Annotated in this window: 11 protein-coding genes; 5 read left to right on the top strand and 6 right to left on the bottom strand. The window is 65.5% G+C overall.

Annotation, left to right across the window (positions count from 1 at the left end; all coding sequences use genetic code 11):
- The first annotated feature begins 7 nt into the window (after window positions 1-7).
- Window positions 8-451 (top strand): MarR family winged helix-turn-helix transcriptional regulator, encoded by a 444-nt coding sequence (locus tag GCN74_RS16735; protein WP_152257732.1) that lies wholly within the window; start codon window positions 8-10, stop codon window positions 449-451.
- Between the two features lie 70 nt (window positions 452-521).
- Here the strand turns inward: GCN74_RS16735 and GCN74_RS16740 are convergent, their stop codons facing one another.
- Window positions 522-914, bottom strand: a complete 393-nt coding sequence (locus GCN74_RS16740; RefSeq protein ID WP_226939084.1) for a hypothetical protein — start codon at window positions 912-914, stop codon at window positions 522-524.
- Between the two features lie 256 nt (window positions 915-1,170).
- Here GCN74_RS16740 and GCN74_RS16745 point away from each other — a divergent pair, with 256 nt between their 5' ends.
- Entirely contained in the window at window positions 1,171-1,569 is a 399-nt protein-coding gene (locus GCN74_RS16745; protein WP_152257733.1) for a VOC family protein, read from the top strand.
- Window positions 1,570-1,629: 60 nt separating this feature from the next.
- Here GCN74_RS16745 and GCN74_RS16750 read toward each other — a convergent pair whose 3' ends face one another.
- From GCN74_RS16750 to GCN74_RS16760, 3 genes are all read right to left on the bottom strand, one after another.
- Window positions 1,630-2,265, bottom strand: a complete 636-nt coding sequence (locus tag GCN74_RS16750) for a TetR/AcrR family transcriptional regulator (protein WP_152257734.1) — start codon at window positions 2,263-2,265, stop codon at window positions 1,630-1,632.
- Between the two features lie 11 nt (window positions 2,266-2,276).
- The gene (locus GCN74_RS16755) at window positions 2,277-4,703 is read right to left on the bottom strand and encodes a membrane-bound PQQ-dependent dehydrogenase, glucose/quinate/shikimate family (protein WP_152257735.1); all 2,427 of its coding nucleotides are present in this window, start codon (window positions 4,701-4,703) and stop codon (window positions 2,277-2,279) included.
- 305 nt (window positions 4,704-5,008) lie between these two features.
- On the bottom strand, window positions 5,009-6,061 hold the full coding sequence (locus tag GCN74_RS16760; protein ID WP_152257736.1) for an NAD(P)-dependent alcohol dehydrogenase: 1,053 nt from the start codon (window positions 6,059-6,061) through the stop codon (window positions 5,009-5,011).
- 177 nt (window positions 6,062-6,238) lie between these two features.
- Here GCN74_RS16760 and GCN74_RS16765 point away from each other — a divergent pair, with 177 nt between their 5' ends.
- Window positions 6,239-7,192 carry an AraC family transcriptional regulator gene (locus GCN74_RS16765; RefSeq protein ID WP_152257737.1) on the top strand — a complete coding sequence of 318 codons (954 nt, stop codon included), beginning with the start codon at window positions 6,239-6,241 and terminating at the stop codon, window positions 7,190-7,192.
- Here GCN74_RS16765 and GCN74_RS16770 read toward each other — a convergent pair.
- On the bottom strand, window positions 7,174-10,746 hold the full coding sequence (locus tag GCN74_RS16770; RefSeq protein ID WP_152257738.1) for a hydantoinase B/oxoprolinase family protein: 3,573 nt from the start codon (window positions 10,744-10,746) through the stop codon (window positions 7,174-7,176). The genes GCN74_RS16765 and GCN74_RS16770 overlap by 19 nt on opposite strands.
- Window positions 10,747-10,878: 132 nt before the next feature.
- On the opposite strand from GCN74_RS16770, the gene GCN74_RS16775 reads away from it, so the two are divergent.
- A complete protein-coding gene (locus GCN74_RS16775) occupies window positions 10,879-12,423 on the top strand; it encodes an NAD(P)H-hydrate dehydratase (protein WP_152257739.1) in 1,545 nt (514 codons plus the stop codon).
- 126 nt (window positions 12,424-12,549) lie between these two features.
- Here the strand turns inward: GCN74_RS16775 and GCN74_RS16780 are convergent, their stop codons facing one another.
- Window positions 12,550-13,302 (bottom strand): ABC transporter ATP-binding protein, encoded by a 753-nt coding sequence (locus GCN74_RS16780; RefSeq protein ID WP_413541549.1) that lies wholly within the window; start codon window positions 13,300-13,302, stop codon window positions 12,550-12,552.
- Between the two features lie 112 nt (window positions 13,303-13,414).
- Here GCN74_RS16780 and GCN74_RS16785 point away from each other — a divergent pair, with 112 nt between their 5' ends.
- Window positions 13,415-13,990: an arylesterase gene (locus tag GCN74_RS16785; protein ID WP_319633466.1), complete on the top strand. Its 576-nt coding sequence runs from the start codon at window positions 13,415-13,417 to the stop codon at window positions 13,988-13,990.
- The last annotated feature ends 338 nt before the right edge of the window (window positions 13,991-14,328 follow it).

The following is a 14,328-nucleotide window of genomic DNA, read 5'->3' on the forward strand; positions in this document are numbered from 1 at the left end:
TGACGCCGTGTTTCTCGGCCGCGCCGTCGAACGGCTGAGCGTCCTGATCGCCGAACAATCCCAGATTGTCTTCGATACGATGGGGATCGTCATCCCCGTTCGTTCGTGTTCGCTGATGACTGTTCTTGCAACGCTGGGCGCGGCCTCGGCGTCGGATCTGGCGCGCGAACTCGGACACTCGCACCAGCTGGTCATGCAAAAGATACCCAAGCTGCTGCGCCTGGGCCTCGTACAGTACCGGAGCGATGACCATGATGCGCGGCGGCGGATATTCATGCCCACGGAGGAAGGCCTGTCGCAGCTTGCGAAATTCGGGCAATGCACGGTGCTGATACGGGAGGCCTATGCCGGCTTGTTTGCCGAGGTGGGAGACGTCAGGCAATTCGTGGACCGGGCTACCGATGCGCTCAACGAGAAGCCGCTGGACAAGCGCATAACACCCCCGGCTTGACGGCGGCGCCGGCAGGCCGTGGCTTTCGTGCCGCCCGCCCCGGCCGCGATGGCGCCATGCCCCCGTGGAGTTAAGCTGGAAATTCCCCTTGCATGTAGCTTTTCCAAAGGTTGTTAATAAATTCAACATCCAGCTTGTTCTTGCATGCCAGCGCAATCAGGCCCATATCGTCCGATACGTATGCAGCAAGATCAGCGTTTTTAGTGATTTGATAAACCTTCTTGTATGCCGCTTCTCTTACCTCCCTGACCTGACCATCTTCAGGCGGGCAAGACGATGTTACTTTTTCATGGCTCATACTCCATGCATGATCAAAATCAAAAGAATCTCGCGCGTCTAATTTTGCATCCCAGTCGGTGTTTTTCCTGAAAACACGCTCAAGCAGGATATCGCCGTTGATTCTGGATAAAATCTCACTTGTCGCTGTGATAGCGCCATGCTCGATACTCACTTCAGTCGCCATTTTTCTACGCCCTTCATCAAGTCACCATGCTGTGATTGTAGCGGTGAATCGCCCTTGCCAGCCCAGGCGCACGGCAAGGACAGCATATCGGGCTTGCGCGCATGCCACCGAGCGCGCCGTTTGCCCGTCACTGTTGCGCTTTCATTTATCGCAAATCCGGAGCACACTATTTTTTGCAAGCGTATCGATTTGTGTGCAATGAACGTCTCAGGGATGCAGCACCGGTTGCCCATGCCACCTTGACCAGGGAAGCGCCATGAAAAAACAGATCATCCTCAACCTGCCCGTGAAGGACCTGGACAAATCCAGGGCCTTCTTTTCCGCGCTCGGCTTTACCTTCGATCCCCGCTTCAGCGGCGAGAATGCGGCATTCATGAATATCGCCGGCGACACCATCCAGGCCATGCTGACGGCCGAACCGTTCTTCCAGTCCCTGATCGACAAGCCGGTCGCAAATGCCAGGGAAACCAATGAACTCGTCATTTGCCTCAGTTGCGACAGCCGGGAAGAAGTGGACAGCCTGATCGCCAAGGCCGTCGCTGCCGGCGGCCGCACGCCGCATCCGCCCGAAGACCATGGCTTCATGTACGACCAGGGCTTCGAGGATATCGATGGCCACCTGTGGAACCTGGTGTGGACGGCGCCAGAGGCCTGACGCCGAGCATCGACCGCCCATCGCAGGACCTGATCCGATGCCATGGGCGGCCCGCAGTCTTTATTTCCGCGCCACCCGCGCCACCACCAGTTCGATCAGTTCCGCGATCAGGGGACGGAAGGTGGCCGCATTGCCGCCCTGCCCCAACATCACGGTGCGCGTGGTCAGGTGCGAGAACACGGCGTCGAACAGGATCTGCGGCAGGTTGGAAAACGAGGCGTCGGGCGCAATGCGCCCTTGCGCGCGCTGCTGCTCCAGCAGGCGCAAAATCAGCGCATGCCACACTTGCGGGCCGTGTTCGTACCAGGTCAGGCCCACGGCGGGCACGGCGGCCGCGCCCGTGACGACGAGGCGGTAGAAATCCACATGGCGGGGGCTGGTGACGACGGCCACCAGTTCAGCGAGAATCAATTGCAAGCCCTGTTCCAGGCCCGCTTGCGAGGTATCGAGCCGGCGCAGGTCGATGATGAAATCGGCGCACAGGTATTCGACCACGGCCACCAGCAGCTCCTGCTTGCTGCCGAAATAGCGGTAGGCCGTGGCTTTCGAGCCGCCCGCCTCGGCCACGATGGCGTCCATGCTGACGCCGTCGTAGCCGGATTGCAGGAACAGGTCCGCCGCCGCCACCAGCAGCTTGCGCCGCCGCTCCTCGCTTCGATTGCTGGGGGAAGCTGGAACGGTGCGCAACTGGGGCATGAAGCAAACTCTTACGGTGTCTTGGGAAGCGCGTATGCTATCACGTAATCTCCCCGGTCCGGGCTCTGGCGGGCGCCGCCCGCCACCACCACGACATACTGGCGGCCCGACCTGGGCGACACATACGTCATCGGCGTGCCTTGCGAACCGACGGGCATGCGCGCCTTCCACACTTCGCGTCCCGTGGCGATATCCATGGCGCGCAGATAGTAATCCTGCGTGCCCGCATAAAACACGAGGCCCGACGCCGTGCTGACGCCGCCGCCCAGGGTGGGCATGCCCAGCGGGATGGGCAGATTCGCGCGCACGCCGTGGATGACGGCATCGCGCACCGTGCCGGCCGGACGCTCCCACACTTTCGTGCGGGTCTTGAGGTCGATGGCGGCAAACACGCCCCAGGGCGGGCTTTGGCAGGGAATGCCCAGCGGCGAATTGAAGGCCTTGTGGTCGATGACGAACGGCGTGCCATCCATGGGATAGGTGCTGCCCACGCCGTGGCCCGACGTCAGCTTGGCCACGTCCACCGTCTCGCGCGGCACCAGCCTGACCACTTGCGGCATGCGGATATCGTTGACGAACATATAGCCATTGCTTTCATCGACGGCCGCCCCGCCCCAGTTGAAGCCGCCGTAGTAGCCCGGATAGATCAGGGTCTCCTGCGTGCCCGGCGCCGTGAACTCGCCTTTGTAATTGAGCTTGCGGAAGCTGATGCGGCAAGCCAGCTGGTCGAAGAAGGTGGCGCCCCACATGTCGCGCTCCGTCAGGGTCTCCGCCCCCAGGGCCGGCATGCCGGTGGAATATGGCTGCGTTTTCGACACCCAGTCGCCGGCCGCGTGTTCCTGCGGCACGGGCTTTTCCACCACGTCGGCAATCGGCTTGCCCGTGCGACGGTCCAGCATGAAGATCTGGCCCCGCTTCGTCAGCTGCACCAGCGCGGGAATCTTGCCGCCCTTGCCGTCCGGGACGTCGTACAGGGCCGGCTGCGCGGCCACGTCGTAATCCCATATGTCGTGGTGGACGGTCTGATATGTCCACCGCTCGCGGCCCGTGGCCATGTCGAGGGCGACGATGGCCGACGCATATTTTTCCGTCAGCGGCGGGCGCTTGCCACCCCAGAAGTCGGGCTGCTCGTTGCCCGTCGGCAGATAGACGAGGCCCAGCGCATCGTCGAAGGCAGGCGTGGACCACATGTTCGGCGTGCTGCGCGTGTAGGTCTGCCCTTCCGGCGGCAGCTTGGTGATGGCCGGATTGCCCAGGTCCCAGGCCCACACCAGTTCCCCCGTGTCGGCGCTGTAGGCGCGCACGACGCCCGACGGTTCATCGGTGGAGCGGCCATCGAAGACCCAGCCGCCGAGGATGATCAGGTTGCGCGCCACCGTGGGCGCGGACGTGTAGGCGTAGTACGGCACGTTCATCTTCACCTTGCCCAGGCCGACGGTGAGGTCGACGGAACCCTTGTCGCCGAAACCCTCGCACTGCTTGCCCGTCTGCGCGTCGATCTCGATCAGGCGCGCATCCATGGTCACCTGCACGATGCGCCTGGCGCACACGCCCGCCTGCGGCGCGCTGGCCGCCTGCATGCCCTCAAACTGGAACGGTTTTGTCACGGTGGCCGGCTCGTAATAGCCCACGCCGCGGCAGCGGTTCCACGTCTTCGTGTTGGCCGGCCTGGGATCGAAGGTCCAGCGCTCCTTGCCCGTGTCCGCGTCGAGCGCGATCACCTTGCTCGTCGGCGTGCACGTGTAGATGGTGTCACCGATCTGCAGCGGCGTGTTCTGCGATTCGGACGCGCCCTCGGCCAGTTCGCCCGTGCGGTAGCGCCATGCCACCTGCAGCCGGCCGACGTTGGCCTTGTCGATCTGCGTGTAGGGCGCGAAGCGCGTGCCCTTCGGCCCGTTTGCATAATGCGCCCAGTTGGCGCTGCCGTCATTGACGGCCGCCACGCCATCCTGCTGCGGCTGCACCGTGGCCTCCAGCACGCCGTGCGGCTGGAACATGGAGGCAAAGCCGGCCGCCAGCACGACGGCAAACAAGGCGGCGAAACCGCGCGACTGGCCGCTGTGGCTGCGGCCTGCCAGCCACGGATGCACGAGGGCGGCGACGAAGCCGATGACGAGGAAAGGCGCCAGGCGCGGCACCATGGGCCAGAATGCAAAGCCGGTTTCCCAGACGGCCCAGGCCAGGGTCGAGATCAGCAAGGCGCCGACGATGGCGCCGGCCAGCCGTTTGCGGCGCAGATACAGCATGCCGGCCAGGAGCAGGCCGAGTCCGGCCAGCAGGTAGTAGCAGGAACCGCCGAGGGTAATCAGTTCGATGCCGCCCGCCGCCAGGGCCAGGCCGGAAAGTCCGAGGAAAATGCCAAAAACCGCCAGGGCAATGCGCTTGCCCCTGGAGACCGGCAGGATCGCCGCCGCTCCATTCTTTGTTGAAGTGTCCATTTTTTATCCATGACGCCGCCCCTGCCCAGGCAAACACGCGGGGATGGCTGATTTTTTAAATCTACGTAGTAAAACTGTACTGTACGGTTTCATTTTATGCCGGTTTTTGACGCAAGGAAAGAAAAATTGATGTTGGAGCTTGATTTTTGGCGGGATGGGATGATTTGGCGGGGATGTCGGATTAAGGGGTCAGACCCGATGGGTCTGACCCCAGCCTTGTGCGTCGCTCGGAGTATCCAATGATGCTCAGGGCTCAGCACCGGAAAAGCTGGGGTCGGACCCGACGGGTCCGACCCCTTGTCGAATTACTCAGCCAGCGACGCCATGTCAATCACAAAACGATATCTGACATCGCTTTTCACCACGCGCTCGAACGCCTCATTGATATCCTGGATGCGGATGATCTCGATGTCCGACACAATATTGTGCTTGCCGCAGAAGTCCAGCATTTCCTGGGTTTCCTTGATCGAGCCGATCATGGAACCGGACAGGCTGCGGCGCGCGCCCACCAGGCCGAAGGCGCTGATCGGCGGCACGGCGCCGTCCGGGATGCCGACGATGACCATGCTGCCATCGACTTTCAGCAGGTTGATGTACTGGTTCCAGTCGATGGACGCGCCCACGGTGCAGATGATCAGGTCGAAGGTGCCTGCCAGTTTGCTGAACGTTTCCGCGTCGTTGGTGGCGTAGTAATGGTCGGCGCCCAGGCGCAGGCCGTCTTCGCGCTTCGACAGGGTCTGGCTCAGCACCGTCACTTCGGCGCCCATGGCGTGGGCGATCTTCACGCCCATGTGGCCCAGGCCACCCATGCCCAGGATGGCGACCTGCTTGCCGGGACCGGCCTTCCAGTGGTTCAGCGGCGAGTACAAAGTGATGCCGGCGCACAGCAGCGGTGCGGCGGCGTCCAGCGGCAGGTTGTCGGGAATCGACAGCACATAGCCTTCCTTGACGACGATGCTGTCCGAGTAGCCGCCCTGCGTGGCTGTCTTGCCATCCGCTTCCAGGCCGTTGTAGGTCTGGATCAGGCCTGGCATGTACTGCTCCAGGTCGACGTTGCGCGTCTTGCAGGTGGTGCACGAGTCGACGAAGCAGCCCACGCCCACGTGGTCGCCCACCTTGAACTTGCTGACATTGGCGCCGACGGCCGTGACGACGCCGGCGATTTCATGGCCGGGCACCATCGGGAAGGCAGCGCCGCCCCATTCGTCGCGGGCCTGGTGGATGTCGGAATGGCACACGCCGCAGTATTTGATCGAGATGGCCACGTCGTCTTCGCGCGGGGCGCGGCGCTCGAACGTGAACGGTTGCAGTGCGGAGGTGGGGCCCAGAGCGGCGTAGCCTTTGGCGATGGTGGTCATGAAAACTCCTGTATCTATATGGTTGTAACGAGGGGGACGCGTGCCGTGCATGCGATGGAGCCAGTGTGGGGCAAATGCGCGGCGCGCGTTACTGCGATCCTGCAAGACCTTTGCACGATCCTCCAAATCTGCGTAAGATCGTCCCCTGCCCGTCCTCGCCTGATGCATACTCGCCCCATGTCCACACAGATCCTTCCCCAAGATGAAATCGCCGCCCTGATCAGCCGCCATGCGCCGCGCAATGGCGACTACGCGACGGCCATCGGCAATCTCACGTTTCACCGCCAGTCCTCCACCACGGAATCGCTGTTCCACGCGGCCAGGCCCAGCGTGGCGCTGATCGCGCAAGGGGGCAAGCAAGTCACCCTGGGCACGGAAACCTTCCATTACAGCCGCATGCAGTATCTGCTGACGTCCGTCGACCTGCCGGTGCAGGTACGCGTGGTGGAGGCCAGCGAGGCGGCGCCGCATCTGTGCGTGGTGCTGGGCATCGACATCGCCGACGTGGCGGCCCTGCTGGACAGCGAAAGCGCCGGCGGCGCAGCTGGCGCGGCGCAGCAGAAAATCCTGCCCGCCACGCGCGGCATATCCGTCAGCGACGTCTCGCCCGAGCTGCTCGACGCCATGCTGCGCCTCGTGCGCCTGCTCGACAAGCCGGAAGAAATCGCCGCGCTGGCGCCCTTGATCCGCCGCGAGCTGACCTACCGCCTGCTGAACGGCCCCGTCGGCGCGCGCCTGCGCCACATGGCGCTGGCCAGCAGCCAGTCGCACCAGGTGGGCCAGGCCATCGACTGGATCAAGCACCATTACGCGCAGCCGCTGCGCATCGAGCACCTGGCCGGCATGGCGAACATGAGCATGTCCTCGCTGCACCACCACTTCAAGGCGATTACCGCCATGACGCCGATGCAGTACCAGAAGCTGCTGCGCCTGCAGGAGGCGCGGCGATTGATGCTGGTCGAGCGAATCGACGCGGGCACGGCCGGCTACCGGGTCGGCTATGCCAGCGAATCGCAGTTCAGCCGCGAATACAGCCGCCAGTTCGGCCGCGCGCCCATGCGCGACGTGGGCCAGGTGCGCGCGCAGCTCAGCGGCGCCGGCGCCGGCACGGCTTATTCCGTCTTGCCGTAGCCGCCGCCGCCCGGCGTCTCGATGACGAACACGTCGCCAGCCAGCATGTCGGTCTTGCCGATATGCGCCAGGTGCTCGATGCTGCCGTCGGCCCGCTCCACGTAGTTGCGCCCCAGCGCGCCCGGCGCGCCGCCCGCCATGCCGAACGGCGAGATCAGGCGGTTGTTCGACAGGATCGCCGCCGTCATCGCTTCCAGGAAGCGCACCTTGCGCACGCCGCCATTGCCGCCGTGCCAGCGCCCCGCCCCGCCCGAACCGGCGCGGATGCCGTAGCTGTCCAGCCGCACGGGGAAGCGCCACTCGAGGATTTCCGGGTCCGTCAGGCGCGAATTGGTCATGTTCGTCTGCACCACGTCCGTGCCGTGGAAGCCGGGACCGGCGCCCGAGCCGCCCGATATCGTCTCGTAGTACTGGTACCTGGCGCTGCCGAACGTGAAATTGTTCATCGTCCCCTGCGAAGCGGCCATGGCCCCCAGCGCGCCATACAGGGCATTCGTGATGCAGGTCGAGGTTTCCACATTGCCCGAGACGACGGAGGCCGGGTACTGCGGGTTGAGCATGGAACCGGACGGAATGATGACGGTGAGCGGCTTCAGGCAGCCCGCATTGAGGGGAATCTCGTCGTCGACGAGGGTGCGGAACACGTACAGCACGGCCGCCATGCAGACGGCGGACGGCGCATTGAAGTTGTTCGGCAGCTGGGCGGACGTGCCCGTGAAGTCGATGGTGGCGCTGCGCCGCGCCACATCGACCTTGATCGCCACCTTGATCTGCGCGCCGTTGTCCAGCTCCAGCGCATAGCTGCCGTCCTTCAGGGTGGTGATGACCCTGCGCACGGCTTCCTCGGCATTGTCCTGCACGTGGCCCATATAGGCTTGCACGACAGGCAAACCGAAATGCGCGACCATGGTATGCAGTTCCTCGGCCCCCTTCTGGTTGGCCGCCACCTGGGCGCGCAGGTCGGCCAGGTTTTGCCGGGGATTGCGGGCCGGCCAGCTGGCGCCCGCCAGCAGGGCCAGGGTCTCGTCTTCGCGCATCAGCCCCGTGGCGCCGTCGACCAGCTTGAAATTGTCGATCAACACGCCCTCCTGTTCGATGCGCGTGGAATCGGGCGGCATGGAGCCAGGCGTCGTGCCGCCGATATCCGCATGGTGGCCGCGCGACCCCACGTAGAACAGGATGGCCTTGCCCTCTGCATCGAAGACGGGCGAGATCACCGTCACGTCGGGCAGATGCGTGCCGCCGTGATACGGGTCGTTCAGCATGTACACGTCGCCCGGCCGCATGGCGCCCGCATTGCGCGTCATGACGGTGCGGATGCTCTCGCCCATGGAGCCCAGGTGCACGGGCATGTGGGGCGCATTGGCGATCAGCTGGCCGGCGGCGTCGAAGATGGCGCAGCTGAAATCGAGCCGCTCCTTGATATTGACGGAATGAGCCGTATTTTGCAGGCGCAAGCCCATCTGCTCGGCAATCGACATGAACAGCTTGTTGAAGATTTCCAGCATCACGGGGTCGGCCTGCGTCCCGATCGCGACACGCCCGGGCAAGGCGACGGTCCTGCGCAGGATCAAATGGCCGTGCGGCGTGACGTCGGCGCGCCAGCCCGGTTCGATGACGGTGGTGGCGTTGGCGTCGCTGACGATGGCCGGGCCGGCGACCGTATCGCCGGGACGCAGGCTGTCCGCCCCATACAGGCCGCTGTCGCGCCACGCGCCGGCGCAGTACATTGCCACCGTTGCCAAAGGCGCCAGCGCGCCGGCGCGGGCCGCGTACGCGGGCGCTGCCGGCTGCGGCGCGTTCGAGGCGCCGATGGCTTCCACGGAAATGGCTTCGACGACCAGCGCGCGCGCCGGCATCAAGAAGGAAAAGCGTTTTTTATACGCCGCCTCAAACTGCTCCTGCATGCTGCTTGCCGTATCGAACAGCACGACAAGGGCCGAATCCGTGCCTTCGTAGCGCAGGTGCACCCTCCGCACCAGCGCGATGCGCTCCCCTGCCACGCCCTGGCGCAGCAAGTCGCCCTGCGCCAGGGCGCCCAGCGCCGCAAATTCGTCCGCCAGGTCCACGCCCATTGCTGCCTCGATGGCCTGTTCGCGCATGGCGCTCTGGTCGGCCAGGCCCATGCCGTAGGCCGACATCACGCCCGCCAGGCCGTGGATGAACACCGTACGCATGCCCAGCGCATCGGCCACCAGGCAGGCGTGCTGGCCGCCCGCGCCGCCAAAGCTGGTCAGGGTGTACTCGGTGACATCGTGGCCCCGCTGCACGGAAATCTGCTTGATGGCGTTGGCCATGTTACCCACGGCGATGGCGACATAGCCTTCGGCCACCTGCTCCGGCGTGGAATTGACCGTGCGCGCCAGCGCCTCGAACTGGGCGCGCACCGTGGCCGCATCCAGCGCTTCATCGGCGTCGGGGCCGAAGACGCGGGGGAAGAACGCGGGCTGCAGCTTGCCCAGCATGACGTTGCAGTCGGTGACGGCCAGCGGGCCGCCGCGCCGGTAGCTGGCGGGGCCGGGATTGGCGCCCGCGCTGTCCGGCCCCACCTTGTAGCGGGCGCCGTCGAAATGCAGGATGGAGCCGCCGCCCGCGGCCACCGTATGGATGCTCATCATGGGCGCGCGCATGCGCACGCCGGCGATCTGCGTCTCGAACACGCGCTCGAACTCGCCCGCGTAATGCGACACGTCCGTCGAGGTGCCGCCCATGTCGAAACCGATGACCTTGTCGAAACCGGCCAGCGCGCTGGCGCGCACCATGCCGACGATGCCGCCGGCGGGACCCGACAGGATGCTGTCCTTGCCCTGGAAGGCGCGCGCATCCGTCAAGCCGCCGTTCGACTGCATGAACTGCAGGTGCACGCCGGGCAGCTCCATCGCCAGCTGGTCGACATAGCGGCGCAGGATGGGCGACAGATAGGCGTCGACCACCGTGGTGTCGCCGCGCGCCACCAGTTTCATCATGGGGCTGACCTCGTGCGACACGGACACCTGCGCAAAGCCGGCTTCGCGCGCCAGCTGCGCCACCCGCGCCTCGTGCGCGTGATGACGGTAGCCGTGCATCAGCACGATGGCGATGGCGCGCACGCCCCGTGCATAGGCGCGTGCCAGCGCGGCGCGCGCGGCCGCCTCGTCGAGCGGCGTCACGACCTCGCCATGGGCGCCCACTCGTTCATCGATCTCGATCACGTCGCCATACAGCAGTTCCGGCAAGACGATCTGGCGCGCAAACAGCTGCGGGCGGTTCTGGTAGGCGATGCGCAAGGCGTCGCGGAAACCGCGCGTGATGGCCAGCACGGTGGGTTCGCCCTTGCGTTCGAGCAGCGCATTGGTGGCCACCGTCGTGCCCATCTTGATGGCGCCCACCTGCTCCACGGGCAGGGGCGCGCCGGGCGCAAGGCCCATCAGGCGGCGCATGCCGGCCAGCGCCGCGTCGCGGTACTGGCCCGGGTTTTCCGACAGCAGCTTGCAGGTGGCCAGGCTGCCGTCGGGACGGCGCGCCACGATGTCCGTAAAGGTGCCGCCCCGGTCGATCCAGAATTGCCAGTCCATCGCCTTGCCCCCGCGCTTATGTGAGATGGCTATTGTAGCCGCCAAACAGGGGCGCGTTTCAGGCGTGCGCGCCTTGCCTTTCGCCCGCTTCGGCCTTATGTTGAAGGCATGCTGACTAACGGAACACGCCCCATGACCCTGATCGACTCTGCAACACCGTTATATTCCATCGCCGAACTGCGCGCCATCGAACAGGCGGCCATGCGCGACCTGCCGCAAGGGCTGCTGATGCAGCGCGCGGGCCAGGCTGCCGCCAGCGCCGCCCTGAAGCTGCTGCACGCCGGGGAAGATGCCGGCGAGGCGGGCCACCGGCGCGTGCTGGTGCTGGCCGGCCCCGGCGACAATGGCGGCGACGCGCTGGAAGCGGCAGCGCACCTGGCCGGCAGCGGCACCGAGGTGCTGGTATGGCTGGCGCCCGAGGCGCAAGCCACGTCGCCCGAACGCGAACAGGCCTTGAGCCGTGCGCGCAACAGCGCCGCGCGCTGCATGGAAGCGGCGACTTCCATGGCGTCGGCCGCAGCGGGCGCGGCGCAGTGGCACCTCGTCATCGATGGCCTGTTCGGCATCGGCGCATCGCGCCCCCTGGCCGGCGAGTGCCGCGACATGGCGCAGCTGGTCAACAATCTCGATTGCCCCGTGCTGGCGCTCGACGTGCCCAGCGGCCTGCACGCGGACACGGGCGCCATCGACGGCGTCGCCATCCGCGCCACGCATACGCTCACCTTCATCGGCGACAAGCCTGGCCTGCACACGGCAAACGGACGCGATTATGCGGGCGAAGTGGAAGTAGCAAGCCTGGCCATCGACCCCGCCCTGCTGCCGCCGGCCAGGGCGCAGCTGGGGGGGCTGCACCTGTTTGCCCGCCAGTTGCAGCCGCGCCGGCAAAATACGCACAAGGGCAGCTACGGCAGCGTGGCCATCATCGGCGGCGCGCAAGGCATGGCGGGCGCGCCCATCCTGGCCGCCCGCACGGCCCTGCATGCGGGTGCGGGACGGGTGTATATCGCGTTTCCCGACGCGCCGCCCGCCTTCGACAGCGGCCAGCCGGAACTGATGTGCCGGCATGCCCGGGACGTGGATTTCTCGGGCCTGCACTTTGCCGCGCTGGTGGCGGGCCCCGGCCTGGGCGACAAGGCCGGTACGGTGGAACTGCTGCTGCGGGCGTTCGAGAGCGACAGCCCCCTGCTGCTGGACGCCGATGCCCTGAACCTGATGGCGGCCGAACCGGAGCTGCAATCGGCGCTGGCCGTGCGCACGGGCGCGGGCGCGACGATATTGACCCCGCATCCGCTGGAGGCGGCGCGCCTGCTCGACATGACGGTAGCCGAGGTGCAGGCCGACCGCCTGGGCGCGGCGCGCCAGCTGGCCACGCAGCTGGGCGTCATCGTGGTATTAAAAGGTTCGGGCACGGTGATCGCCGCGCCCGATGGCCAGGTCGTCATCAACAACACGGGCGGCCCCGCGCTGGCCACGGCCGGCACGGGTGACGTGCTGGCGGGCCTGTGCGGCAGCCTGCTGGCGCAAGGCTGGCCCGAATGGGAAGCGGCGCTCGGCGCCGTGTGGCTGCACGGCGCGGCGGCCGACGCGCTGGTGGCCGCTGGCAGCGGCCCCATCGGGCTGACGGCGGGGGAACTGATCCCGGCGATACGCAAGCTGATCAATGCCTTGTCGGCATAAGCGTATGGCGTGGGGGTGCTGGATTACGCTGCGCGAATCCAAGCTAGGGCTGCAATGATGGCAGGCAAGTAGGTGGGATGAGCGCTTCGGCGCGTCGGCGCGTCGTCCGGCTATCACCAGCAGCAATCACACCAGCCTGCCCGCCGCAATCGTAATCGTCCGTCCGCAGCGGGCCGCGATCGAACTGTCGTGCGTGACGAGCACCAGGGTCGAACCCCGTTCGCGGTTCAGTTCGAACATCAGCTGGATCACGGCTTCGCCCGTGGCCGCGTCCAGGCTGCCAGTCGGCTCGTCGGCGAACAGCAGGGGCGGCTCCGTGACGAAGGCGCGCGCCAGGGCCACGCGCTGCTGCTCGCCGCCGGACAGGTACTTCGGATAGTGCTTGAGGCGGCTGCCCAGGTTGACCCTGCCCAGCATGGCTTGCGCCTTTTTTTTCGCATCCGGGTCGCCGCGCAATTCCAGCGGCAGCATGACGTTTTCCAGCGCCGTCAAATGGGCCAGCAGCTGGAAGGACTGGAACACGAAACCGAGCTTTTCCTTGCGAAAACCGGCGCGGCCATCTTCGTCCAGGGCGAAGATATCGGTGCCGTCGAGGATGACCTTGCCCCCGCTGGGCGTATCCAGTCCCGCCAGCAAGCCCAGCAAAGTGGACTTGCCGGAACCGGAAGCGCCGACGATGGCCAGCGTCTCGGCCGTTTGCACGGTAAAATCGACTTGATGCAGGATGGTCAGCTCACCATCGGCATCGGGTACGCGCTTGGCCAGCTGGAGCACTTCGATGGCCGGCTGGGCATTTTGGCTGTTGGATGCGGCGGGCCGCTGGGCCGCTGCTTCGGACGGGAGAAAACTGGTGGAAGTCGCTTTAGGGAATTCGGGCATGCTGATCTATCTTAAAAAATTTCGTGAACAAATAAGTGTCAAAGGCAGCAGCCGCATGCGGCGGCGCACCCTGTCCTTGCTTCCTGCGGCAGCCCTGCTCCTGGTGTCAGGCATGACGACCGCCTATTCTGCACCAAAAACGCTGCTGGTGCTCGGCGATAGCCTGTCGGCCGAGTATGGGCTGGCACGGGGCACGGGCTGGGTGGCGCTGCTGGAACAGCGGCTGCAGGCGCAGAAGAACGACACGCGCATCGTCAACGCCAGCATCAGCGGCGAGACCACCAGCGGCGGCCGCGCGCGCCTGCCCGCGTTGCTGGCCAGGCACCAGCCCGATGTCGTGCTGATCGAACTGGGCGCCAACGACGGTTTGCGCGGCTTGCCCGTGGCGGCCGCCGAAGCGAACCTGCGCGCCATGGGCGACGCCGTGAAAAAGACGGGCGCACAGGTGGTGCTGGTGGGCATGCGCATGCCGCCCAACTATGGCCGCGCCTACGGCGAGCAGTTTTATGGCGTGTACGGCAAGCTGGCCAGGGAATGGAAGGCGCCTTTGGTCCCCTTCATGTTCGAAGGCATCGCCGACCAGCCGCAGCTGTTCCAGGCCGACCGCATGCACCCGAATGCGCAGGCGCATCCCACCATCCTGAAAAACATCTGGCCCCAGCTGGCGCCGTTGCTGAACGCCAAATAAGCCAGGTGTTGACGTTAGCGCTACCACGAGGCAGACATCAGGGGACAGACGGGGGCGCCGAGACCCGGCGGGGAATATGCGCCAATGCCGCGTATTCCGATCGCGAAACGACGGCCCCCAGCCTTGCGCCTCGCTCGGGCGAAGCAGGCAAGCTCGTCACCTTACCTTTAGCCTGAGCCAGAAACCTGGGGTCAGACCCGACGGGTCTGACCCCAGCTTTACGCTGGTGGCTATGGAATATTTCATGGCACGCATATTCCACAAGAGCCGACGAGGGAATTTTCGCCTATGGCAGGCATACTCCACAGACAAAAAAATAGCCGCTCGAGAGCGGCTAT

The sequence above is a fragment of the Janthinobacterium sp. FT14W genome, assembly GCF_009208755.1.
Classification (GTDB): domain Bacteria; phylum Pseudomonadota; class Gammaproteobacteria; order Burkholderiales; family Burkholderiaceae_D; genus Janthinobacterium; species Janthinobacterium violaceinigrum.

Bases quoted from the DNA above. Each gene is read 5' to 3' on its own strand.
- GCN74_RS16780 (WP_413541549.1), bottom strand. From the start codon at position 13,302: ATGCCCGAATTCCCTAAAGCGACTTCCACCAGTTTTCTCCCGTCCGAA.
- GCN74_RS16770 (WP_152257738.1), bottom strand. From the start codon at position 10,746: ATGGACTGGCAATTCTGGATCGACCGGGGCGGCACCTTTACGGACATC.
- GCN74_RS16765 (WP_152257737.1), top strand. From the start codon at position 6,239: ATGTCCACACAGATCCTTCCCCAAGATGAAATCGCCGCCCTGATCAGC.
- GCN74_RS16785 (WP_319633466.1), top strand. From the start codon at position 13,415: ATGACGACCGCCTATTCTGCACCAAAAACGCTGCTGGTGCTCGGCGAT.
- GCN74_RS16775 (WP_152257739.1), top strand. From the start codon at position 10,879: ATGACCCTGATCGACTCTGCAACACCGTTATATTCCATCGCCGAACTG.
- GCN74_RS16755 (WP_152257735.1), bottom strand. From the start codon at position 4,703: ATGGACACTTCAACAAAGAATGGAGCGGCGGCGATCCTGCCGGTCTCC.
- GCN74_RS16740 (WP_226939084.1), bottom strand. From the start codon at position 914: ATGGCGACTGAAGTGAGTATCGAGCATGGCGCTATCACAGCGACAAGT.
- GCN74_RS16760 (WP_152257736.1), bottom strand. From the start codon at position 6,061: ATGACCACCATCGCCAAAGGCTACGCCGCTCTGGGCCCCACCTCCGCA.
- GCN74_RS16750 (WP_152257734.1), bottom strand. From the start codon at position 2,265: ATGCCCCAGTTGCGCACCGTTCCAGCTTCCCCCAGCAATCGAAGCGAG.
- GCN74_RS16745 (WP_152257733.1), top strand. From the start codon at position 1,171: ATGAAAAAACAGATCATCCTCAACCTGCCCGTGAAGGACCTGGACAAA.